The sequence below is a fragment of the Streptomyces sclerotialus genome (assembly GCF_040907265.1).
In the GTDB taxonomy this organism is placed as follows: Bacteria; Actinomycetota; Actinomycetes; order Streptomycetales; family Streptomycetaceae; genus Streptomyces; species Streptomyces sclerotialus.
Window position 1 is genome coordinate 7,359,489 of sequence record NZ_JBFOHP010000002.1, and the last position, 22,272, is coordinate 7,381,760.

General features: G+C 67.6%; 18 protein-coding genes and 6 pseudogenes. 14 read left to right on the forward strand and 10 right to left on the reverse strand.

Annotated elements, in window-relative coordinates:
• Window positions 1-187 precede the first annotated feature (187 nt).
• From AAC944_RS32310 to puuE, 3 genes and pseudogenes are all read left to right on the forward strand, one after another.
• A pseudogene (locus AAC944_RS32310) lies at window positions 188-585 on the forward strand (transposase family protein); the annotation flags it as partial.
• Window positions 586-1,818: 1,233 nt separating this feature from the next.
• Window positions 1,819-2,427 carry a hypothetical protein gene (locus AAC944_RS32315; RefSeq protein ID WP_196942818.1) on the forward strand — a complete coding sequence of 203 codons (609 nt, stop codon included), beginning with the start codon at window positions 1,819-1,821 and terminating at the stop codon, window positions 2,425-2,427.
• Window positions 2,428-2,437: 10 nt separating this feature from the next.
• Window positions 2,438-3,400: an allantoinase PuuE gene (gene puuE / locus AAC944_RS32320; RefSeq protein ID WP_030609346.1), complete on the forward strand. Its 963-nt coding sequence runs from the start codon at window positions 2,438-2,440 to the stop codon at window positions 3,398-3,400.
• Between the two features lie 906 nt (window positions 3,401-4,306).
• Here puuE and AAC944_RS32325 read toward each other — a convergent pair.
• Window positions 4,307-4,894 carry a DUF1490 family protein gene (locus AAC944_RS32325; protein WP_368396603.1) on the reverse strand — a complete coding sequence of 196 codons (588 nt, stop codon included), beginning with the start codon at window positions 4,892-4,894 and terminating at the stop codon, window positions 4,307-4,309.
• Between the two features lie 193 nt (window positions 4,895-5,087).
• Here AAC944_RS32325 and AAC944_RS32330 point away from each other — a divergent pair, with 193 nt between their 5' ends.
• From AAC944_RS32330 to AAC944_RS32340, 3 genes are all read left to right on the forward strand, one after another.
• Window positions 5,088-5,366 (forward strand): hypothetical protein, encoded by a 279-nt coding sequence (locus tag AAC944_RS32330; protein WP_030609344.1) that lies wholly within the window; start codon window positions 5,088-5,090, stop codon window positions 5,364-5,366.
• 128 nt (window positions 5,367-5,494) lie between these two features.
• Window positions 5,495-5,743 carry a hypothetical protein gene (locus AAC944_RS32335; protein WP_368396604.1) on the forward strand — a complete coding sequence of 83 codons (249 nt, stop codon included), beginning with the start codon at window positions 5,495-5,497 and terminating at the stop codon, window positions 5,741-5,743.
• 35 nt (window positions 5,744-5,778) lie between these two features.
• Window positions 5,779-6,945, forward strand: coding sequence for a GTP-binding protein (locus tag AAC944_RS32340; RefSeq protein WP_368396605.1), 1,167 nt, complete (start codon window positions 5,779-5,781; stop codon window positions 6,943-6,945).
• Between the two features lie 4 nt (window positions 6,946-6,949).
• Here the strand turns inward: AAC944_RS32340 and AAC944_RS32345 are convergent.
• Window positions 6,950-7,689 (reverse strand): annotated as a pseudogene (locus tag AAC944_RS32345) (ATP-binding protein); the annotation flags it as partial.
• A gap of 235 nt (window positions 7,690-7,924) precedes the next feature.
• Between AAC944_RS32345 and AAC944_RS32350 the strand changes: the two are divergent.
• From AAC944_RS32350 to AAC944_RS32370, 5 genes are all read left to right on the forward strand, one after another.
• On the forward strand, window positions 7,925-8,425 hold the full coding sequence (locus tag AAC944_RS32350) for a Fur family transcriptional regulator (protein WP_030609336.1): 501 nt from the start codon (window positions 7,925-7,927) through the stop codon (window positions 8,423-8,425).
• A 6-nt stretch (window positions 8,426-8,431) separates the two neighbouring features.
• Window positions 8,432-9,463, forward strand: a complete 1,032-nt coding sequence (locus AAC944_RS32355; protein WP_051871460.1) for a CobW family GTP-binding protein — start codon at window positions 8,432-8,434, stop codon at window positions 9,461-9,463.
• Window positions 9,464-9,465: 2 nt separating this feature from the next.
• The gene (locus AAC944_RS32360; RefSeq protein ID WP_051871459.1) at window positions 9,466-10,503 is read left to right on the forward strand and encodes a WD40 repeat domain-containing protein; all 1,038 of its coding nucleotides are present in this window, start codon (window positions 9,466-9,468) and stop codon (window positions 10,501-10,503) included.
• An 83-nt stretch (window positions 10,504-10,586) separates the two neighbouring features.
• On the forward strand, window positions 10,587-11,036 hold the full coding sequence (locus AAC944_RS32365; protein ID WP_030609330.1) for a (2Fe-2S) ferredoxin domain-containing protein: 450 nt from the start codon (window positions 10,587-10,589) through the stop codon (window positions 11,034-11,036).
• Window positions 11,037-11,100: 64 nt separating this feature from the next.
• Window positions 11,101-11,409, forward strand: a complete 309-nt coding sequence (locus AAC944_RS32370) for an ArsR/SmtB family transcription factor (RefSeq protein WP_051871472.1) — start codon at window positions 11,101-11,103, stop codon at window positions 11,407-11,409.
• Between the two features lie 197 nt (window positions 11,410-11,606).
• Here AAC944_RS32370 and AAC944_RS32375 read toward each other — a convergent pair whose 3' ends face one another.
• Together AAC944_RS32375 and AAC944_RS32380 are read right to left on the reverse strand one after the other, a co-directional pair.
• Window positions 11,607-12,089, reverse strand: a complete 483-nt coding sequence (locus tag AAC944_RS32375) for an ATP-binding cassette domain-containing protein (protein WP_368396606.1) — start codon at window positions 12,087-12,089, stop codon at window positions 11,607-11,609.
• Window positions 12,090-12,094: 5 nt separating this feature from the next.
• Complete coding sequence (locus AAC944_RS32380) at window positions 12,095-12,325, reverse strand: oligopeptide/dipeptide ABC transporter ATP-binding protein (RefSeq protein ID WP_030609323.1); 231 nt, start codon at window positions 12,323-12,325, stop codon at window positions 12,095-12,097.
• Between the two features lie 46 nt (window positions 12,326-12,371).
• Between AAC944_RS32380 and AAC944_RS32385 the strand changes: the two are divergent.
• Window positions 12,372-12,626, forward strand: a pseudogene (locus AAC944_RS32385) (IS5/IS1182 family transposase); the annotation flags it as partial.
• A 15-nt stretch (window positions 12,627-12,641) separates the two neighbouring features.
• Here AAC944_RS32385 and AAC944_RS32390 read toward each other — a convergent pair.
• The 5 genes and pseudogenes from AAC944_RS32390 to AAC944_RS32410 form a co-directional block, all read right to left on the reverse strand.
• Window positions 12,642-13,862 carry a metallophosphoesterase gene (locus AAC944_RS32390; protein WP_030609322.1) on the reverse strand — a complete coding sequence of 407 codons (1,221 nt, stop codon included), beginning with the start codon at window positions 13,860-13,862 and terminating at the stop codon, window positions 12,642-12,644.
• A 623-nt stretch (window positions 13,863-14,485) separates the two neighbouring features.
• Window positions 14,486-14,614, reverse strand: coding sequence for a hypothetical protein (locus tag AAC944_RS32395; protein ID WP_368396610.1), 129 nt, complete (start codon window positions 14,612-14,614; stop codon window positions 14,486-14,488).
• A gap of 277 nt (window positions 14,615-14,891) precedes the next feature.
• Window positions 14,892-15,865 (reverse strand): annotated as a pseudogene (locus tag AAC944_RS32400) (NAD-dependent epimerase/dehydratase family protein).
• A 918-nt stretch (window positions 15,866-16,783) separates the two neighbouring features.
• Window positions 16,784-17,005 (reverse strand): hypothetical protein, encoded by a 222-nt coding sequence (locus AAC944_RS32405; RefSeq protein ID WP_196942816.1) that lies wholly within the window; start codon window positions 17,003-17,005, stop codon window positions 16,784-16,786.
• Between the two features lie 718 nt (window positions 17,006-17,723).
• Window positions 17,724-19,733, reverse strand: coding sequence for a hypothetical protein (locus AAC944_RS32410; RefSeq protein WP_196942814.1), 2,010 nt, complete (start codon window positions 19,731-19,733; stop codon window positions 17,724-17,726).
• A gap of 175 nt (window positions 19,734-19,908) precedes the next feature.
• Between AAC944_RS32410 and AAC944_RS32415 the strand changes: the two genes are divergently transcribed.
• Together AAC944_RS32415 and AAC944_RS32420 are read left to right on the forward strand one after the other, a co-directional pair.
• A complete protein-coding gene (locus AAC944_RS32415) occupies window positions 19,909-20,118 on the forward strand; it encodes a hypothetical protein (protein ID WP_030609319.1) in 210 nt (69 codons plus the stop codon).
• Between the two features lie 417 nt (window positions 20,119-20,535).
• Window positions 20,536-21,342, forward strand: a pseudogene (locus AAC944_RS32420) (IS5 family transposase); the annotation flags it as partial.
• 137 nt (window positions 21,343-21,479) lie between these two features.
• Here the strand turns inward: AAC944_RS32420 and AAC944_RS32425 are convergent.
• Window positions 21,480-22,246: pseudogene (locus AAC944_RS32425) on the reverse strand (transposase family protein).
• Between the last annotated feature and the right edge of the window lie 26 nt (window positions 22,247-22,272).

A 22,272-nucleotide genomic window follows, 5' to 3' on the forward strand; every position in this document is an offset into this window, starting at 1 on the left:
GGTGGACAGAATGTAATCGAGGAACCTCCGAGCAGCGAGGTTGAAGGAGAGCTGCGATTACACTGTGCTCTGCCCTTCACCTGCGGCTCTCGACGCGTCACCCTCAACAAGTCACCCGAGGTCGACTTCAGCATCCCTCTCGGGATCGACTGATGGTGCCGAGCGTCCGCAGACTGTCCGACGGGTCGCCTACGTCACCGCCGTCCCCGGCCTGCTCGCCGACCGGGCTCCGGCCTGCCCGAGACCCTGCACGGAAACGACCCCGCTCACGTCCTGCTCGCCGAGTGCGACCGTGGCGACGCCAATCGCGCCGACTCCTCGGCCAAGCACCGCCGACGCGGCATGAACGTTGAGTCCGTCATAGACCCGGACGGAAACCTGCTGCGGATCTCGCCAGCGCTGCCGGGCCCGCCCCACGACCTGACCGCAACTCGCACCCACCACATCATCTGGATCTGCGAACGCTAGAGTCCCGTCCTCGCTGACCGCGCCTACACCGACGCGGGCCCTCGGGGCGCCACCGGACTCGAACGGCCGCCCGATGGGAAACTCGCCCTGACCCAGCGCACCGTGAACCGGGGGCTCGACCGTCATCGCCAAAGCCGGCCTCACCCTAGAGAGGCAATACTGAGAACCCTCACTGTTGGTCATGACGCTCTAGGCGACAGCACGCGGTGCCGCGAGCCAAAAAATGGAACCTGACCTGGTCGTTCCTGAGAAATCACTCAGGCCGACATTTCTCCGATGACACCGCGTGAAGGATGCGATCGGGTACCTTGGCGGTTGACTTTACGGAGCTTGGTGGACACGAACGGGGACAATCCGCGGCGCCAGGTGCGGTTGAGCTTCCTCGGTTAGCCGACCGCTTCGGTGGGACTGCAGAGGGGAAGTCCGGCCGTCTCAGCCTCCTCTGATCCGCGGCAACGAATGGATCTGCGCGCACGTGCGGCGGAGTCGGGCCGCTCCTGTTCCAGTTCTTGTCAGTGCGTCGCTGGTGACCGGGGGCGGAGGTTGGCCGAAGTACTCCCGTCGTACCACCTGACACATGTCATACCACCTGACACATGTCGTACCACCTGACGCATGTCGTAAAGACTGTCGGAGGATCACCACGGGTCGCCGGTCGCGCTCAGCGGAGTGGCGGACCGGTGATGCGGGGCGCTGCTGGGCAGGAAGCGGTGGATGGCCGGGTGACCGTCGTCCCTGTCCTGAACTGACACGGCGACGACCGCGGCGTGGGAGAGGCCCGCAGCACCTGGGCCACCACCGCGCCTCGGGCAGCGGGCGTGTTGCCGGCCACCACGCTCAAAAGACCCTTGGGCATCGGGTGTTCCTCAGTTGAGAGGGGACGGGCGCCGGGGTGACGGTGCCGCGCGCAGGCCGGCGGGCGGTGTGCCGTCGTCCCGTATGCCTGCGCGCAGCCACGCACCGATCGCTTCCGTGCCGGCTTCGGTGGCGATGGGGCAGAGGAGGGTCACCGGGCCTGCGTATCTGCGGTCCGTTGTGCACGGCTGTACGGCAGCGTGCAGCCCGCGGGTGGCATCACAGGGCAGAAGTCGCCCCACCGGTCGACGTCGCGGGTGCTGAGTCGCAAGGCTGGTCGGTGGCGCCCCAGCGGGGGTGTGAACGTCGGTGATCTGCCTCGGGTGTCCGGTCCAGGCTGCGCCTTCGCGGACAGATCGCTGCCTTTTTATGAAACTCATTTTCATGTAGCGTATTGTGTGGCCCGCGGCCCGCACGCTCCGGGTTGGGCGGTTTCGCGGCCACGGCGCCGCCCAGCCCGGCATCTCTTTCGAGGTGTCGCTACGTCCGAAGGCGATGGGGATCGGCATGTCCGCGTGCGAGCTGTGCCTGGGACCGGTACAGGAAACTTTTCTCGTTCCGCTCTGCGGCCGGTCCGTCGAATCCCGACTGGTCTGCACCGAACTGCCGGCCGACGGGAAAGGTAAGGCTGCCGCCGCGTTCCTGGGCGGGCCCAAGGGCTGGTTCGCCGCGTACGGCATCACTCACATCCACCGCGTCGTCACCGACAACGGCGCTTGCTGTCGGTCCGGCGGCTTCGCCTGCATCGTCGGTGCCAAGTTCCGAAACCAACACACCAAGCCCTACCCCCCCACGCCGCAACGGCAAGGTCGAGCGTCACCCGCGGATCATGGTCGAGGGGTCCTCTACGCCCGCGAATGCAACCGCGAGGACGAACGCATAGCCGCCCTCGACGTGTGGAACATCCGCTACAGCTGCCATCGATCCCGCAGCGTCGCTGGCGGTCGACCGGCAGCATCTCGACTCACTACTCACTACCGGCGTCGCCAACGCCCGGCCCTCGTACACCTGGTGGTGGCCGCCGAAGTAATCGATGTCGCTGAGGGCCCTCGAACGCTCCTCCAGTCACCGACCCATTTTCTGTCGATCGGTGCACGCTTGTGAAAGGATTCTGATGTCGCAGATGCCGTTCTATGACAGCACCGCTGACTACCCCCGCGACCTTGTCGGCTACGGGCAGGACGGGTATGACCCGAAATGGCCCGGGGGAGCGCGCATCGCCGTGCAGTTCGTCCTCAACTATGAAGAGGGCGGGGAGAACAATGTGCTCCACGGCGATCCGACGGCCGAGACGTTCCTGTCCGAGATGTTCAATCCCAGCCCCTACCCCGAGCGGCACATGTCCATGGACGGGGTGTACGAGTACGGGTCGCGTCAAGGGGTCTGGCGAATCCTGCGGGAATTCGACCGGTTCAACCTGCCTCTCACCGTGTTCGGAGTCGCCACGGCCCTCGAACGCAATCCAGACGTCACCGAAGCCTTCCTCGACCGTGGCCACGACATCGTCTGCCACGGACTCAAGTGGATCCACTACCAGGAGGTGCCCGAGGAGATCGAACGGGCCCACATGCAGCAGGCACTCGACATCATCGAGAGGCTTACCGGCAGGCGGCCGCTGGGCTGGTACACAGGACGGGATTCGCCGAACACCCGCCGCCTCGTCGTCGACGACGGCCGGCTGCTCTACGACTCCGACTATTACGGTGACGACCTGCCGTTCTGGATGCTGGTGAAGAACTCCGACGGCGGCACGAAGCCACATCTCGTGGTGCCCTACACGCTCGACTGCAACGACATGCGTTTCGGCCTGCCCCAGGGCTACAGCGACGCCGAACCATTCTACCGGTACCTCCGGGACCAGTTCGACACGCTCTACGACGAGGGCGATCCGAATGGGCTGGCCCGCCCCAAGATGATGAGCATCGGACTGCACTGCCGAATGGTCGGACGTCCCGGCCGGCTTCCCGCCCTGCGCCGCTTCCTCGACTACATCACCGCCAAGGACGGAGTGTGGGTGGCCACTCGGGGCGCCATTGCCGAGCACTGGCTCGAGCACCACCCGCGGCCGGAGTTGTGACCACCGGAGCCGCAGCTGGGTATGCACATGTACGGGGCTCGGGGCGGTCATCGAGGTGCCGTGGATGTTCGGGAAGGGAGGTTGCCTGAAGAACCGGCGGAGTGGTGAGCAGCACCACCTGGCCTCGCCCGTGCGGTAGGCGGCGAACGCCGCCGCGAGGTCCTGGTCCAGCCGAGCAGGATCCTCACGTTAGACATGGGGAATGTTGCGCGCCGCGAGCACTTCCCGGGAATCCTCCGCCCCGTGGACGGTGCCCTGAAACGGATACCAGGCGGAAGAAGGGGACTCCGCGCATACGATGAGTCCGCGTGCGCGGGTTTCTCTCAAGTTGGCCAGTGTTCCGCGGAATTCATCAACCATTCCGCTGGTGACCACGATCAGGAACGGTGCCTGGTCCAACTGTCAGCGGGCAAGTGCGCCGCAGGCGAGGCTGTGCTCACTCGGCCCCCGCAGCACGGGGTTGGCTGATGCCAGCGCGGGTGGGGAGCCCTTTCCGGGCAGGCAGCGTCCGCCGGAAACGCGGGTGGAATACCCGGGGGACGCCCCCGGAGGCGATCCAGGCAGTTGCCTTCAGCTTCTTCGCGCGGCAGGCATCCGACGGGACGGTGACCCTTCGCCCCGTGGGCGGAGCGGGCGGCGGACTGAGATGCCCTCCCTACCTGCCACTGGCGGAGGCCGCCTGCACCGCCGGCAGTCTGCTCCCGGGAGTCGCCGACCTCGACGTGGTCATCACCGACGCAGTGACCGGCCTGCCCGATGACATCCGGGTGGCCTTCCTCGGCCGCGGAGGCGACGGCTTCGAGGTCGCGTCGGGGGAACGGCGCGCCGGCGGGAGCGTTCGGCGAACGCCCTGCGCAGGCACTACGAACCCGACGTCACCATGCAGTCCCACCTCGGGACCGGCGGCTACACCAACGGCATGGACCCCGAACACCGACTGGCAGACGGATCCGGCCCGTGGTCAGGGAGCGGACAGTCACACCGGACATGATCCGTGCTCGTGCCCGTGGCCCTGGGGGCGACCTCGGAGGGCGGCGGGACCTCTTCACCCAGTGGTATACGGGCCTCCGCGAGGACGTCGCCGGCCTTGAGCCGGGCCTCTTCCGCGAACGAGGCCAGCCACCGTCCGGTGCGGATGCTCTGGGCCAAGCCCTCGACGACGGCCTTACGGGCGGCAGGCTTGGCCGGGTGGAGGGGTTTGGTGGCGCCTTTGACGATCAGGGCGCCTGCCACTGCGGAGGCGGCGCAGTGGACGAGCCGTCCGGTGGCGGCGCCGGAGGGCGCGAAGGGCTGCGTCGGGACTCCTCCTGCCCGGAATCGCTGCCGCAGGTGTGCCTCTGGGCTGCCGCAGGTGTGCCTCTGGGCGAGGGGGAGGGCCGTACGCGAACCGGTCGCGGTCCGAGAGGGCCGTCTCGTACGTGGTGCCTCCGCCGGCTGGCGTTCGCCGAACCGGCACACTCGTCGCGACCACATAGACATGACATTCATTTTCATTTAGGGTTGTGGTGCTGCACCGGCAGTGAGCAGTCGTCCCACGGGCTCTCTCGACCTGCCGGCGCTTCGTGCCGGTGCAGGAGTTGCACGCCCTGATGGCTGCCGCCGGGACCGCGGCCGAGCTGACGCACCAGTGGACGCACCAGTGACTGCGGCGACTGCCAACCCCACCCGGAGAAGGAGAACGGACGCCATGCCGCTGGGATCCCGCCCGCAACCGAGCCCGAAGGTGCGCGAGCTGAAGGAGGCCGTACGCGCGCTGCTCGGACTCGATGACGACACCGCCGTGGTGATTCGGGAGCTTGCCTGCACCGAGCCGGGCTGTCCGCCGCTGGAGACGGTCATCGCCGTACTGCCCATGGATGCCCCGGCCCGCCGTTGGACCCTCCATCACCCCGTCGAGCAGGTCACTGAGGAGATTCTGCGGAGCGCGCTGCTCACCGTTCCGCGCGAAGCGGGAGGAGCGGCATGACCGGCGCGGCGCAGGGCGGCCCGAGCCGCCCGTTCACCTTGGTTGCCTGCACGGACTGCCGTGAGTCCGCCGGCCGTCAGATAGTGGATCGGCTCCGGCAGGCCGTCCGCAGCTGTTCCCACGGAGTCATGGTCGTCACCACCTGCCTCGGGCGAGTCCTGGACTGCGACGCCGCCCGCGGGCTGCACGCCGTCGTGCAGCCCTGTGCGGCTGACCGCAGTGCCACCGGCCCTGCGGTGCTTCTCGGGCCTCTCGCCACCGAGGCCGACGCGGAAGCCGTCGGCGTGTGGCTGCGGGCCGGCATGCCGGACGACGGCACCCTGCGCATCGGCCTGCGCGTGGCTCCGGCACCCCCGTACGTCTCCCGCCCCGCATGAGCGGACCACTCATGTCGAAAGTTCTGCTGAGCGTAGTGACCGGCAATACCCCCCATGTCCGGGGCGTGGCGGTGGATCATGTGCTGCGCGCGGCTCCGGGCGCCGTGGTCCTCGCGGTGTCGATCCAGCACAGGGACGGCGCATATCCGGCCGTCCAGCGCTTCATCTCCGGTGGCGACGCACGGCAGCAGACGGCCGCGCCCCTGAGCGCAACAGGCGATCCGGCGGTGATCCTCCGCCAGGACCTCCTTGCTCTCCGACGCACCACCGGGGCACCACACGTCGTCCTCGCCCTGCCCGCCGAGTTCGACGTCCTCCCGTTCCTCACAGAGCTGTGGCGCACCCGGATCGGGAGCAGCTCACTGGCCGACCACTACGAACCCGCGCCTCTCCTGGTAGGCGTCGACCCTGCTCCTTTCATGGCGGACATCGGCTGCGTCCACCGAGCCGCACCCCTGTGGGGCGGCGATGGTCACACCGATCCACTGACACCGGCCGAGGCCGCCGCCCGCCAGGTCGAGGCGGCGGACGCCCTGATCCTGCCCGTGGCGGCGAACGGTGACGGTGAACGCATGGAGGGAGTGGCCGCGTTGGCCGGCCACCTCAACGGGCAGGCCGTGCTCGTTGCCTCCTCGCACATCGATGGACCGGAGGCGGGGTTGCCGCCGTCCCTCGTGCGCCCGGCGCCCCGCGGAACCGTCGACGAGTGGCGGGCGCGGCTGGAGCCTGTGACGGTGCCACCCCTGGGGCGCGGCGTTCATCACGGCGTGGAGTCCGTCCTGTGGCGGGCCCGGCGTCCCCTGCACCCCGAACGACTGGCAGCCGTACTCGCCACGGTGATGTGCGGCGCGGTCCGCAGCCGAGGACACCTGTGGCTGGCCAGCCGCCCCGATTCCGTCGTGGCATGGCGCTCGGCCGGCCCGCACCTGGAACTCCGCGAGGCGGGCAGCTGGCTGGAGGCCGGCGACCAGCGCGCCTGGAATGCGGTTTCGCCGCAGCGGCGCACGCTCGCCTCGTGGTTCTGGCATGACTACTACGGCGAGCGGCGCAATGAAATCACCTTCACCGGCACCGGCCTCGATGAGCAACGGATCCGCTCCGCCCTGGAGTCCGCCGTGCTCAGCGATGCCGAACTCGCGCAGGGCAGGGAGGCCTGGGTCGCCCACCCCGATCCGCTCCTGAGCGGCGGAGGTTCTCCTTGATCGTGCGTGCATCGACGGCCGCGCGCAGCCGCCCCAGTGCGTGATGGTTGTCCGGTTCGAGGCTGCCGGTGTCGCGCCCCTGCTCCCTGGCCCGTACCCAGTCCGAGTGAGTGAGGCAGGTGAGCAGATCATCGCCGACGTGCTCGCGGAGGAAGGCGATGTCCTCCTCACCGGTCACCTTGTTGCCGACCACGGCGGTCGGTACACCGAATTCAACGGTGTGTTCGCGGTACTGACCGTAGACGGAGACGCTCTTACGCGTGGGCTCCGTGGCGAGGAAGGTCACGCCGAAGCGGGTGAACAGGCCGGAGGCGAAGGAGCCGGCGCCGGCCGTCATGTCGACGACGACATACTCGCCCGCACCGTCCACCAGTGATGGAGGTAGAGCTCGACGGCCCCGCACGTCGAGTGATGGCAGGCGGTTCCGAGGTCCTCCTTCTCGAAAGCCCCGGTCACCGTGAGATGTACCCCGGCCACTTCGCGGGCGGTGGCGGGCGTGCACCGGATACGGCCCGAGCAGTCGCAGCAGGCGTGAGCTGCTTCCTTGATGTCCGCGGGATGGACGCCGAGCGGAGGAGTGGTGGCGAGGTCCTGCTCGTCCAGCCCCAGGGTGCTTCCCAGGTGCTGATGGATGTCTCCGTCGATGGCGACGACGGGTGCGCCGGAATCTGCCAAGTGCCGGGCGAAGAGAGTCGACAGCGTGGCCTTGCCGCTGCCGCCCTCGCCGACGAACGCGATGCGCAGGGGACTGCATCACGTGAAAGCGATGTCATGCGCGTGTCCACATGCGGCGTCCAGGCGCGGGGCTTGGGTGTCAGGCGTGGCGCGCCGCAATGTGTCGGCGAATAGCGGGAGTTGGAAGCCGGGCTGGTGTGCCAGCAGGGGCCCCGGTGGCACGCATGGCTCGAATCGGCCTCCGGGGATACATGAACGAGCCTTCACATGGACATGGAATTCATTTTCATCTAGCCTCATCGGCATGACCGGTGCCAAGACATCGCCCACGCGGATGACGCCGCAGCGGGTCGCGGTGCTGCGCGCGCTCGTCAACTGCTCCGATTTCGTCTCCGCCCAGACGCTGCACGCCCGGATGGCGACCATGGACAGAGCGGTGGGACTCACCACGGTCTACCGCGCGTTGCGCGCCCTCCAGGCCGCCGGGCGTCTCGATGTCGTGCGTGACGAGACGGGTGAGCGGCTCTACCGCAGGCGCGCTGCGGACGGTCATCGTCACTACCTGCTCTGCCGCAGCTGCGGTCACAGCCGGCCGGTCGACTCCGACGTGGTCGAACGCTGGGTCGAGCAGACCCGCGAGATCAGCGGGTTCGTCGCCCTCGAGCACACCGTCGAGCTGACGGGCATCTGCGCGAGCTGCCGACCCGCCATGCACGGAAGTGCACCCCGACCGAACGCCAAAGCCGTACAAGCTGACCAAGCCGACCAAGCCGAACAAGCCGAACAAGCCGAACAAGGAGTCTGACGCCCAATGTCCGATGTTGTGGATACCGAAGCACGCGAACCACAGGACGGCCGAGTGCCCGTCACCGTACTGACCGGCTTTCTCGGCTCCGGGAAGACCACACTGCTCAACCGCATCCTCACCGAGCAGCACGGCATGAAGATCGCGGTGATCGAGAACGAGTTCGGCGAGGTCGGCATCGACGACGCGCTCGTGCTGGACGCCGAAGAAGAGATCTTCGAGATGAACAACGGCTGCATCTGCTGCACCGTACGAGGGGACCTCATCCGCATCCTCGGCGCGCTGATGCGACGGCGCGAGAAGTTCGACCACATCCTGATCGAGACCACGGGGCTTGCCGACCCGGCCCCCGTCGCCCAGACCTTCTTCATGGACGACGAGATCGCAGGCCAGCTGCGCCTGGACGCCATCGTCACGCTCGTCGACGCGGCGCACGCGCTCCCGCATCTGGACGAGGAGAAGCCGGAGGGCGTGGAGAACGAGGCCGTCGAGCAGATCGCCTTCGCCGACCGGGTGGTGCTCAACAAGACCGACCTGGCGGACGAGTCGACGATCGCCGAGGTCATCTCCCGCATCCGGGCGATCAACGCGCCCGTGCAGATCATCCCGACCCAGCACGCCGAGGTGGATCTCGCGCGGGTCATGAACGTGGGCGCGTTCGACCTGGAGCGGGTGCTCAAGGACGACCCGGAGTTCCTGACCGAGACCGAGCACCAGCACGACACCTCCGTCACCTCCGTCGGCTTCGAACTGACCGGCGAACTGGACGAGGACCGGCTCAATCGCTGGCTGGGCGCCCTGCTGCGCACCAAGGGCGCGGACATCTTCCGTTCCAAGGGCATCCTCGCCATCGCGGGCGCGCCCAAGCAGTACGTGTTCCAGGGCGTGCACATGCTGTTGGACGGCGAGTTCGGGCGGGACTGGCAGGAGGGCGAGAGCCGGCAGTCCAAGCTGGTCTTCATCGGCCGCGGCCTGGACCGCGCACAGCTGGAGACGGGCCTCGCGGCCTGCCTGACCACCGCGGGAGTCGCCGCGTGAGCATGGACACGACCGAAGCGGCAGTGCACACCGGCGTCTCCATCGCCTGGGAGACCGCCGTCGACGATGCGCCCGTAGCGCTCTCCACCGCGGCCGGACAACTCGCGGTAGCCGGTGCCGAGGGACGGGTCTGGACCCTGGACCTCGCCACGGGGACGGCGACGGCCGTACTCGAACTGCCCGGCGGGGCTCTCCACGTGGCGCTTTCGCCCGACGGGCGCCACGTCGCGGCGACCGGTCCCACCGGGTACGGGCTGCACGACCGCGAGACCGGCCGCACGGTCGCGATCGAGACCGGGCGCTGGTCCGCCACCGCCCGCTGGGCCGACGTGCAGCGCGTGGCGGTGGCCTCCGGCAAGACAGCGCTGGTCCTGGACGCCGAGGGCAAGCAGCTGTGGGCCACGGAGCCCGCCGCGAGCACCGTCACCGACCTTGCCTGGCTGCGCCAGGGCCGTCGGCTGGCCGTCGCCGCATACGGGGCCGTGCGCTGCCACGAGAGGCATCAGAAACGGCCCGTGGAGACGTACCCGTACATCGGGTCGCACCTGGCGCTGGCCGTCGCGCCGACCGGGCGCTGGATCTGCAGCGGCAACCAGGACGCGTCCATCCACATTTGGCGCACGCGGGACGGCTCCGAACTCACCATGTCCGGCTACCCGGAGAAGGTCTCCCGGCTCGCCTTCGACGACACCGGATTCTGGCTGGCGGCCGACGGCGCACCGGACGTGACGGTATGGGACTTCTCCGGCAAGGGCCCTGCGGGTACTGCTCCGCGCTCCCTGCGCGAACACGAAACGGTCACCGCGCTCGCCTGGCGCCCCGGCGGCGGGTGCCACCTCGCCAGCGGTGGTGATGACGGCACGCTCGCCCTGTGGCACGCCACTTCCGGACGCCCGCAGGCGCGGCTGCGCCCGGCCCGCACGCTGGAGGGCGAGTCGGCGGTACAGGCACTGGCCTGGGCCGGCTCCGAACTGCTGATCGCGGCATACCACGGCGGTACGGTGCGGGCACTGCGGCTGCCGCCGGGAGCCGCCCTGTGAGTCGCCCGAAGGGGCGCGCTGCCGCTGCGCGCCGCCGGGAACTCGCCGCGCGGGCGGACGAGGCCGCACGGACGGTGTCCTCGATGGCGCGGGCGGAGGGCGCTGCGTCGCGGACGGTGATCGGCGCCGCCCGCGAGCGCCCGTGCACGCTGGTCGTGTGCCGGGGCTGCTGCTGCGGCAACGCCCGCAAGCATCCCGGGTTCGACCATGCCTGGCAGCTGGCCCGGCTGCAGGCGGCAGCGCGGGAATCGAACGGCCGGCTGGCGGTCCGTACGACCGACTGCCTGGGGCCGTGCGACCAGGCCAATGTCATCGTCGTCCAGCCCTCCGGGGCCGGGCGACGGATGGGCGGCCGGGCGACCTGGGTCGGCTTCGCGATGAGCGACGACGCCACCGAGGACGTGGTGCGGTGGGCGGCCGACGGTGGGCCCGGCGTCGCCGTACCGCCGGCAGCGCTGGAACTGCAATTCATCCGGCCGCCGGGTGAGGTACGGGCGCGGGCGACGGGCAGGCGCGGCCGTGCACGCCGCTGAGCGGGGCGATGCGGAAGAGGGCGCGGTCGCCGGCCAGGGCGTGGTGACGGGCAAGGCCGTGACCATGGACGCGGAGACCGCGCAGGTCGTCGCGACCACCCTCCAGGCCCTGGCAGCCCCCTCCCGTCTGCGGATCCTCACCGCCCTGCGCCGAAGGCCGTATCCCGTCTCCGAACTGGCCGCCGAGGTCGGCATGGCCCAGTCCGCCGTCTCCCATCAGCTGCGCCTGCTCCGAGCCCTGGGCCTGGTCACCGGCCATCGTGAAGGGCGGCGCATCGTCTACCGGCTGTTCGACAACCACGTCGCCCAACTCCTCGACGAGGCCCTCCACCACACCGAGCATCTGCGACTGGGCCTGCGCGGCAATTACTGAATCTTCGACGGAGCCGCGTCTCGCGCGGCACCCACACCGAACACGGCTGGTGGCAGGACGGCTGCTACGCCCGCATGTGGCAGCCCCAGCCGGCGGTCGACGCCGGGCGCGTGCCCGTCACCGGCCCGAAGCCGCGTCACGGGAGGTGGGGCGGCGACGGGCCTGGTTGCAGACGCTCGACAGCCGGGCCAGCGGTGTCATGCCGTGATCTGCTCACGGCCCGTGATCCTCCCGTTCTCCATGGCCAGTACACGGTCGCAGAAGTGCCGTACGACGGCCTGGTCGTGGCAGATGAAGAGACAGCCGAGCCCGAACTCGTCCTGGAGGTCGAGGAGGAGATTCAGGATGCCGGCGCGCAGCGACGGGTCGAGTGCGGACATCGGTTCGTCCAGGACGATGAGGTCGGGGGCGCAGGCCAGTGCCCGCGCGATACCGGCGCGCTGATACTGCCCGCCGGACAGCTCGTACGGCAGCCGGTCCCCGTACGAACGCTCCAGCCCGACCACGTCGAGCAGCTCGTCGAACCGCCCGGGGCCGGAGGTCGCGGACCAACGTCCTTGAACGTGCAGTGGCTCGGCGATCTGGTCGCGGAGGCGCCTGCGCGGGCTGAGCGAGCCGTACGGGTCCTGGAAGACGGGCTGAAGGCGTGGCCGGAAGGGACGGATCCGGCGCTCGCTCAAGGCGGTCAGCTCCGTACCGTCGAACCGGACCTGGCCGCTGTGCGGGCGGCGCAGCCCGGCGGCATTGCCCCCGCGGAGGGCGGGTGGCCCGGGATGGCGGGCAGCCGTGTCTTACGGCCCGCCGCCGCACTCGGGACGGAAGCGATCAGGCCCGCGGTGTACGGGGCGTACGGACGGTCCAGGACCAGGGCCACCGGACCGTACTCGGCCAGCCGCCCGGCATACATGACGGCCATCCAGTCGGCGTGTTCCCGTACGGCGGCCAGGAGATCAAGGACACGACGAGCTCGCGCGTACCTGCGTGGCCGAGGCATCGCGACAGTTGTCCCGGAGCGGATCGACCAGATCAACGGCCGCATCCGGCGGCGAGAGGGCCGGTGCCGACTCAACCGAGCGGCATACCGGCGCCGCAACGTCGTCGAACGCTGCTTCAACCGACTCGGGCACAACAAAGCCCTGGCCACCCGCTACGACAAACGTGCCCGCCACTCCCAGTCCATGGTCACCCTCGCCTGCCTACGACTGTGGCTGCCATGACTTGGCGGACACGACCTAGGACGAAGTGGACTGCTGCGGAGAGCGGAGCACGAGCAGGGTGATCTCGCTGGGGGCGAAGACGCGGAAGGGCGGGCCCCAGAAGCCGGTGCCGCGGCTGGTGTAGAGGAGGGTGCGAGTGCCGTGGCGGCTGAGGCCGGCGAGGGCTGGTTGGTCGAGGCGGACCAAGTGGTGGAAGGGCCAGATCTGGCCGCCGTGGGTGTGGCCGGAGAGCTGGAGGTCGATGCCGTGGGCTGCCGCGCGGTCGATGAACTTGGGCTGGTGGGCGAGGAGGAGGACGGGGAGGTCCGGGTCGGCGTCCTGGAGGGCTCCGGTCAGGTGGGCGCGGTGGCCCGCCAGTCCTGAGGACTCGGCGGTGACGTCGTCGACGCCGGCGACCACGAGGGTGTCACCGCCGCGTTCGAGCAGCAGATGGCGGTTGCGCAGCGGCTCCCAGCCCAGCTCGTCCATCAGGTCGACCCAGCCCTGGGCCTCGCTGTAGTACTCGTGGTTGCCGGTGACGTAGACACGGGCCCGAGTCGCCTGCACGGTGCCCAGTGGGGCGGCCTGGGCGCGACGGCGTTCGGCCGTGCCGTCCGCGATGTCGCCGGTGTGGCAGACCAGGTCGGGTTCCAGGGTGTTCACCGTCTCGCAGACCCGTGCCGACCAGCGGGTGCGGTCGAGCGGACCGTAGTGGGTGTCGGTGATCAGGACGACTCGGGTGCCGTCCAACCCGGCTCCCAGCCGCGGGAGCTGCACGTCGAGTCGACGCACGCGGGGCACGCGTCGGGCCTCGGCGTACCCCCAGGCGAGCAGCACGGCGGCCACGCCGAGGACGGCCCAGGTGACGATGCGCGCCCGGTCCCGTCCGTCACCGACGCCGGCCACGGCCAGGGCGGGCCGCAGCAGGACGCCGAACAGGACGGACCAGGTGAACACCACCCAGGCGCTGCCCAGCAGCGTGTCACCGACGATCGCCGCCCGGTCCTGCTGGCGCCGACCGTGGCCGCGCACCATCGCGAGCGGCATGCCGATCAGGCCGAGGGCGAACAGTGTGGTACCGATCAGTGTGACGGGGAGCGGCCAGTGCTGGCCGGTGTGCAGGAGAACCCAGCACGGCACGGCCCACAGCAGGACGGGGGCGATCACGGGGAGGTAGCGCATCAAGCGCCGCAGCCGACTCCGTGGCGCCTCTCGCGCTTCACTGGCGACGGATCGGGTGGTGCTGGTCTCGGCCACGCTTCCCCTCCTGAGGTCTTGTCCGGCGGATCGTACCCGTAGAGGATTCGGGGGGTGGCCACGGCACAGTCGTCGTGCCAGCCGCAGAGCGCATCGGCGGGCCGGGCCACACGACGACCCTTCCCCGCCTCGTCGCCCATGCGGGAAGCAGGCAGCAGCCCTTTGGGAATCGGCCTCCATGGGCGGCCAGGGAGGGGCCTGCGCCAAGCCCAGGACACTCCCGAGAAACGAAGACCTTGGTCGACATCCCTTGGGGGGTGGCTACTTCCTGTACTGCGACACTCATGTGATGCGCCGTTGACGTCCGACGGCTCTCATCAGCTACCGCAGACCCACCAACTGAAAAAGTTTCTCGTGCGCAGCCAGCCGGATACATTCCGCGCCCCAGCGATTTTCCCACTCGGGAGATTCCAGCAATGGTGGCCTTGTCGCTCAGGGGTGCGTGGAGCAGTCGGTCATTGATATGAGCCGGTCCGCGCGACCGGATTGTGCGGTCTTCTGTGTTCAGCGCTGTGTGCCGGCCCCGGGCAGGGAACCGGCACACAGGGCGAGCGGGTGGGGCGATTCTTCGCGGGTGCCGTGGAGAGCGCACCGGCGAAGCGCATTCAGCAGGGGCGTACCCTTCAGAAGACGTTCTTCTTCGGATCGGCGACCGCGGTGGTGTAGAGCTCACCGGTCAGGTGGCGCTGCTGTGCGTAGATCGCCTGGAGCTTGCGGACGTTGTCGGGCGGGAATCCGAGTTCCTTCGCCACGTCGTAGATGGCCCGCAACTCGCGGGGGTCCAGGACCCCGTCCGCCGAGGCAGCACGGATCGCGTCGTAGATCAGGAAACCGACCGCGTCCTCCAGCTGGGGCTCCCTGTGCAGTACGGCGCGCGGGTCGTCGTCGGCCGCGTAGTTGCGCAGGCGATCGACGACCTCCTGCTGACCGCCCAGACCGGCGACGAGGCCGAGTACGAAGTTCCGTTCCTCGTCGGTCAGTCGGGTCGCTGTTGGCGATTGCCAGCAGCGCCATGCCGTAGGTCTCGAGCTACTGGGGGGTCGGCACCTGCTCGAAGCCGTAATACTCGCCGAACCCGAACTTCCGTGCGAGGTTTTCGTACGACTCTTGCGTTACCGCCATGTCACACTTCCCCTTCATGTCGGGGAATTGGGCTGGCATCCACGGCGAGGCCCCCGTATGGCGCGCATCGCCTGGCCGGGCCGGCGCACTCTTGACGGTGACAGGACCGGTGAGTCGTTCCACCAGCTGTATCGCTTGGCGCATCGTCGTCCTGCCACCGCCACCGATATTGGCGACACCGCAGAAGCTTGACCGTGCCGCATCCCGCATGACAGTGACCACACCGGAAACATGAGTGAAGTCGCGGCTCTGCCGCCCGTCACCGTAGAGCGTGAACGGAATGCCGCGCATGGCAGCGTCGATGAGACGCGCGAAAGCCATGTCGGGGCGCTGCCGAGGCCCGTAGACCGGAAGAGCCGCAGGGAGACCGTCGGCACACCGAACGCTTCGCGGTACGTCTCGCACAACTGCTTGGCAGCAAGCTTCGAAACGCCGTACGGCGACACCGGTGCGGGCCGGACGGACTCCGCAGTGGGGCACTGGGGCGCATTGCCGTAGACGGAGGAAGTGGACGCGAAGACGAACTTGCTCAGTTGCCGTGCACGGGCGGATTCCAGCAGAGACTGCGTGGCGACCATGTTGCGTTCGGCATAGAGACGGAATCTGCTTCACCAGGAATCCCGCACACCAGGTTCCCCGGCCAAGTGGTAGACGACATCAGCGCCGCACAACAGCGAATCCAAGTCGGCCGTGAGCAGATCACAGTGGAGAAACGAGAAGCGCTGCCACTCCCGTGCCGCCAGCAGATTGTTCACTTTGCACACCGGATCATAAGTGTCGATGAGGGCGTCGACACCCAGAACCTCGTCCCCATGGCGAAGAAGATGCTCGCAGAGATGAGAGCCGATGAAACCGGCGGCACCCGTCACCACGGCACGCATCGGCCGTCGATCCCGCGCTCAGGGGGTAGCCCGACAGTGACGCGCACGGCTGACCCTCCCGCATGATGACGAAGCTGTACGGCAGCCACGGCTCAAGGCAGCTGATTGTTCCCCAAGATTCACGCAAGCCGAACAGCCAGGCAAAGAGCGGAAACCGGTCAGGTGCTGAGTGCTCAGTACCCGCCCTCGACGGCGGCGGGCAATACCCGCCAGTCCCTGCGGGGAAGATCATGAGACCTGAGCATCGGGCCGCCTCGAACCGTCTCCAGGACCGTGTCCTGTGTGGTGAGTCGTCGGAGACGCTTGTAGCAGAGCAGAACTGCGGCGAGGCCGAGGAAGGCCAGGTACTGGGCTCGAACGCGTGGTTCCCGGACGCGACAGCGGGCGATAGGCGCCAGAGGCCGGTACAAGCTGGTCTTCGTTGACCGTTGCCGGCCACCTTGGTCCATCTGCGGCATGGCATCACGCATGGCGTACTGGTGTGTTGGTCCGGTGTGTACGCTCCACCAACACCCGGGCCATCCCGCAAGTGCGGCCGGCCGTTGCTGGCACAGCGCGGCTGCTCAGTTGCGCCGGGCGTCCGGCTGCACGCGCTCACCGAGGTCATCGAGCACCTCGGGACAACGGGACAGCACCTCGGAGTAACGGGACAGACGGCGATCACCGAGGCCACCGAGATCCGAGTCCGTCAACCCTCGGCGGGAACGCCCGCCCGGGACCGTTATGTCGCCGTTATGCCTCCGGCAAGGCGAACAGAATGCCAGGAAGGCCCTCATCGTCACAGATGCAGCGGGACGACTACTCTTCGGTGGCGCTACCAGACAGGGGGCGACTGTCCCGGCACCACTCAGGCCCGCGACACCGGCCGGTGGACCTGCTCTCCGGCCGCGTCGGAATCGAGATTTTGGTCGACGCCGGCTACCGGGGCTGGGCGCCCAGACCGCCGGACAGGTGATTCCCCTGCCGCACCGCAAGTTCGAGAAGAACGCGCGCCCGTGGCGGGAGGAACCGTTCGCACAACAGCGCAACGCCCACTTCTCCCAACACACTCGGGCCGAGCACGGTATCGCTCACCTGAAGAAATGGCGGGCGCCGATCCGTCACCACGACCGTCGTGAACCGCTCGACGGCATCGTTCAAGCGATCACCGGACTGGCCTCACTTCGGCAAGCAGGAGCCCAGCGATCGACGACTGCCCTCGGACGAACGCCGCGCGAATCCTCACCCACCGGGGCCACGGAGTCAACCATGCACGAGGCCGCTAGGGCGGCGGCCTTCAGCCGGGCGCGCAGCCGACGGCGAACCCGGCGCCGCTCGGCACGGCCTGACCTGCCCGCCCCTGTATCAGGCCAGAGGTGCGCCACTGCCTGCGACGACGTCGGGGCAGATGGTGAACCGTGCGGTGTACTTTGCTCGCTACCGTGGGATTGCCTCAACGGAGCTCGGCGGACACGAACGGGGACAATCCGCGGCGCCGGGTCCGGCTGAGCTTCCTCGGTTGAGGCGTGTAACGGATCTGTGGCGTCGAACTACGACCATACCGAATACCTCTCGGCCCATGTGTGATGAGCCCGTTAGTTTTTGTGCCTCTGGGCGCGGCGGGTGACGGAATCCGAAGAGCCCACGACCTCTTTGTCTTCCGAAGCAGCTCGGGGAACGTTATTACTTGGTCCGGTCGGCCCGTCACCTGCGCTGATGGGGCGTTGGTGTTCGTGGCTGTGCGCCGATGCGTGCCGACTTGTGACGCCGTTAGGCGCGCATCTGATGTGCCCTGTGGTGGCCCTGACCTTGTGATCCGTCGGATCTGGCACATTGTCGGGCGGGCGCGGGCCACCCCTTCGCAAACTTCCATGTCCACCTAATCGACCGAGTCAGTTGCAGCCGAACCACGCGAAGACTCCGTCGGTGCCGCTGTCCGTGTTGCCGTCGGCACTGCAGTCGTCGGTGTTGCCGTCGGTGTTGCCGTCGGTACTGTCGTCCGTGCTGTTGTGGGTGTTGCCGTCGGTGCCTCGATGTCGCCGTCCGTGCCGTTGTCGGTGTTGTTGTCTGCGCCATCTTCGGTGTTGTTGTCAGTGTTGTTGTCTGCGTCATCTTCGGTGTTGTTGTCGGTGTTGCTGTCCGTGCCATCCTCGGTGTTGTTGTCTGTGCCATTGTTGGTGCCGCCATTGGTGCCGCCGTCCGTGCCGCCGTTACCGCCGCCCGGGCTGTTCCCATCTGTGCTTTGGGTGGGCGTGGAAGGTCGCTGCGGAGGATCGTCCTGGCTCTCTACAGTCTTTCCTATTGCAGTGACAAGCACGAGACCGCTGATCAGAGCGATCACTACCATCCCTATTCGACGCATTGCCTTCTTCGATGCCTGCCAGGCATGAGAAGGACGCGGCGGCGGCTGCGGCAGTTGGTCGTCAGCGTTTCCATCAGAACGACGGTTGACATCGCCGCCGGAAAGGAAGGCGAGATTATGGGCCGTAAGAGCCGCGCCCACACCGTCCCCCAACTGTTCGCGCAGTCGGAGCGCGTGTTGTAGCGCACCTCGGGCTTCCTCTTCGCGGTTATTGCACCAGAGTAACGTTCCTTGCTGATGAGAAAATAGAGCCTGGGCGGCTTTGTCCCCCGTCGACTGTGCTGCCCAGAAGCCTTGGTTGATGACTTTTCGCCAGGATTCCCACCTACCCTCGATGAACAGAATAGGTTCCACGAGCCGAACGAGCCGCACCACGGCGCCCAGTTCCCGATGGCCAGCCGCCGTGCCGATCAGACTGACGATCGCCTCCACTGCTGATCGGGCATCCGTTCCTGTCAGATTCCCACTGGCTAGCCAATCCCCGACTGCCCGCAGCGAAGACGCCAAGCCCACGTATCCGATCAGCAAATCGCGATAGCTCTCCACCTTGCATACGGGAAGCCCGAATCGATCATCAGGATGATCGACAAGACCTTGCTCATTCAGGCGGATCAACCCGTCAGCCAGGAATGCCATCTCCCCTATTACCGAGACCAGCCCCGACGGAAGCAGCGCTCCAGCCGCAAGAGTCAGAGCTGCAAGGGCTCGCCGCTGCTGCTCTGAAAGCGCGTTGATGCTGAGTCGGTCCAGCGCGGCAGCGTCGGACTCGGCTTGTTCGGCGAGGAAGTCTATTGAGTTATCGCCCGACCGCACCAGGAATGCAGCTTGCTTGATGTTGAGTGGCTGCCCACGGACTACGGATATCAGACGTTGCGCCGCTGGCGTCTCGCTCTCTGAGATGCTCCGGCCCAACTCGCGCATGAATAGATTAAGGGCTACGCCTTCGGGCAAGCCAGGAAGAGCATGAGACTCCCCCCAATCTCCGAGGAGCGGCTCGGAAGCGCCTACGATGAAGCAACAGTTCGATGCCACTTGCGGTAAGTAAGGGATTACATCGGATTCGGCATTGACGTCATCCAAAGCAATGACGGCATTGGCGCGATGCAGAACCTGGGCACACTCCATATCGGTCATCTTGACGCAGGGCGTGTACTCGTAGAGTTCGTTCACGAGGAGTTGCAGTACGTCCCCGACGTGCTTATCGTGCACTCTGAGGTAGATGTGAGGACTTGTCGACTGCCTCGCTTCCGGGCTTGTTATGAAGTGCTTGAGTAAGCTGGTCCTGCCGAAGCCGCAAGGGGAGACGAACTCAATTGACCTTCGCGCTTCGATCGCCCGCCGAATCTTCGCCAGCTGCGCCTCCCTGCCGACGAGTTGCGTAAGGAAGTCAGCGGATGTCGCGCGCCGTGACCGAGGAAGGGTGGCGATGGTTGGAGTGATTAGTCCTGACGAATCCAGTTGATCGATTCGGACGCCCAGATCATCGAGAAAGGTGAGACGAGAGCGTCCGTAGAGCATACTGTTCATAACTTGGTGTCCCCCGATTCATGGCATACTTCCACGAAATGGAAAGCAGCCGCCAATTCCTCCTTCTAGGGCCTGGTCATGGCATTTGTCAAGTTCTATTGTGGGTGCCAGCTAAAATGTCCCGTCGGTGATCTCGAATGCACTCGCTGACCTGCTCGTCTCTTGAAGCGAGGGCGTGATCGACCTGGGCGCGAATCGTGCCGTGGGCGGCATTTACCGGGAACAGGCATTCAAGCTCCAGCAGCTCGCCGACGCGATCGAGGAGCACGTCACCGCCCAGGATCTCGCTGTCGCGCCGTACGGTCAGGCGGAGGAGTCGGCGAATCAGGAGTGGTTGGCCGAGGACGTCGAGACGCTGCGGGTGGAGCCGGGCAAACGGGAGTAGCGACTGGGACAGCCCACCAAGGACAGCAAGAGGTCGTCTGTCCGGACGGTCGCTCATGCCGCGGCGGCTCTTTCATGCGGGTCGCACATCGTCTTGCGTGCACGCGAAGAACAGAGCAGTGTGCTCGTAGACATGCTCGTAGCTCCACGCTGCGAAGGCTCACCGCCTTTCCGGCGGCTGTACGCCGCGGGCAACCATCGAGCACGGTATGGCCGCTTCTGCGTCAACCCGGCCCAAGCGCGCGGATACAGCGACCGCTGGAACCAACGCCGCGCCGAAGTGGGTACGAACGCCGATAACACCGACCGGCGGGCCCGGTTGGGCTTTCTCGGCTGATGCGTCAACGCTTAGGACTCCTAACAAAAGGGTCTTCGAGCTGGTTGGATCACTCCGGGACTGACGACCTGGGGGTGTGCGGTGGCGCGGCCGAAGCCGTGGGAAGTCGACGACGAGCTGTGGGCGGTGATCGAGCCGTTGCTGCCCAAGGTGGAGCGTCGGATGCGACATCCGGGACGCAAACGGCATCCTGACCGGTTGGTCTTCCAAGGCGTCCTGTTTGTACTGTGCGCCGGGATCGCCTGGGAACATCTGCCGCAGGAACTCGGCTTCGGGTCTGGAATGACCTGCTGGCGCCGCCTGGCTGAGTGGACCGAGGCAGGTGTATGGCCTCAGCTGCACGGGGTCCTCCTCGCCGAACTCCGCAGCGCGAATGCCCTCGATTTCTCCCGTGCAGCCGTCGACGGCTCCCACATCCGGGCGTTGAAGGGAGGTGCCAAGACTGGACGAAGCCCGGTGGACCGCGGGAGGACGGGCAGCAAACACCACCTGATCACCGACGCCACCGGCATCCCGCTCGCCGCCACCCTGACTGGAGGCAACCGCAACGATGTCACCCAGCTAATCCCGCTCCTCCAAGCCGTGCCGCCCGTGCGCGGCAAGCGCGGCCGGCCCCGACGCCGCCCCGGCGTGGTGCTGGCCGACCGCGGCTACGACCACGACAAATACCGCCGCATGGTCTGGGTCCTCGGAGTGAAGCCGCTGATCGCCCGCCGTGGCACCGAGCACGGCTCCGGACTGGGCACCCAACGCTGGGTCGTGGAGCGCGCGTTCGCCCACTTACATTGGTTCCGCCGTTTGCGAATCCGCTGGGAGATACGCGACGACATCCACGAAGCGTTCCTCACTCTCGGATGCGCCCTCATCTGCTGGCGACGCCTGATGCGATCGCCTGGGAGTGCTGGGGTGAGACGACGTGCCGGACTTCCAGACGTCGAAGTTGCGGAGATGCGTAAGGCCATAATGGCGGCGAGATTTCCTGACGTGTCGCGCCGGTCGGGCGGATCAGTGAACTCTTTCCATCCTCAGTCCGACCTGGCCAGATGCAGGCAGAGGACGGCTTGGACGAGGCTGGTGATGCGGGTGGTCGAGCACCGCAGTCTGCGCAGGAGCCGCCAGGACTTGAGGGTGGCGACGGCCTGTTCGACCAGGGCCCGGATCTTCGCGTGGGATTTCGGTTGAGGGCCTTCTGCCCTGCGGAAAGGGTCTCCCAGCGTCCCCAGTACGGGATGCGGACCGTGCCTGCGGCGCCCCGGTAGCCCTTGTCAGCCCAGCACTCGATGCCGACGCCTGCGAGAGCACCGATGATGCCGTGCTCACGGGCGGCCCGGACGTCGTGGAAAGCACCGGGCAGAGCCGGCGAGGCCCACAGCAGCCGGCCGGGCGGATCGGCCAGGACCTGCGCGTTCATCCCGTGCTTCTCGTGCTTACCGGAGTAGAACGGCCGGTCCGCGGCGATCCGGTCGATCGGCAGCAGGGTGCCGTCCAGCAGCACGAACGCCTTCGTCGATGCCGTCCGGGCCGCCTCCGCAAGAGTCGGGGCGAGCGAGGCCAGGAGATCAACGGCCCCGGCGACGTACCGGTAGGCGGTCGTGGTCTCGATGCCGAACCCGGCTGCGAGCTGGGCGTACGGGTGGCCGTTGCGGAGGTGGGCGAGGGTGAGCAAGGCCTGCCGGCCGGGGCTCAGGCGCCGCCAGCGGGTGCCGAGCTCCCGCCGGTGTCGGCGGAGCTTGGCGGACAGGAAGCGCAGGGCAGAGCTGGACACGTCGACGCCCGACGGGTAGACAAGCACACGAAGCCTTTGGTGGAGACGGATTT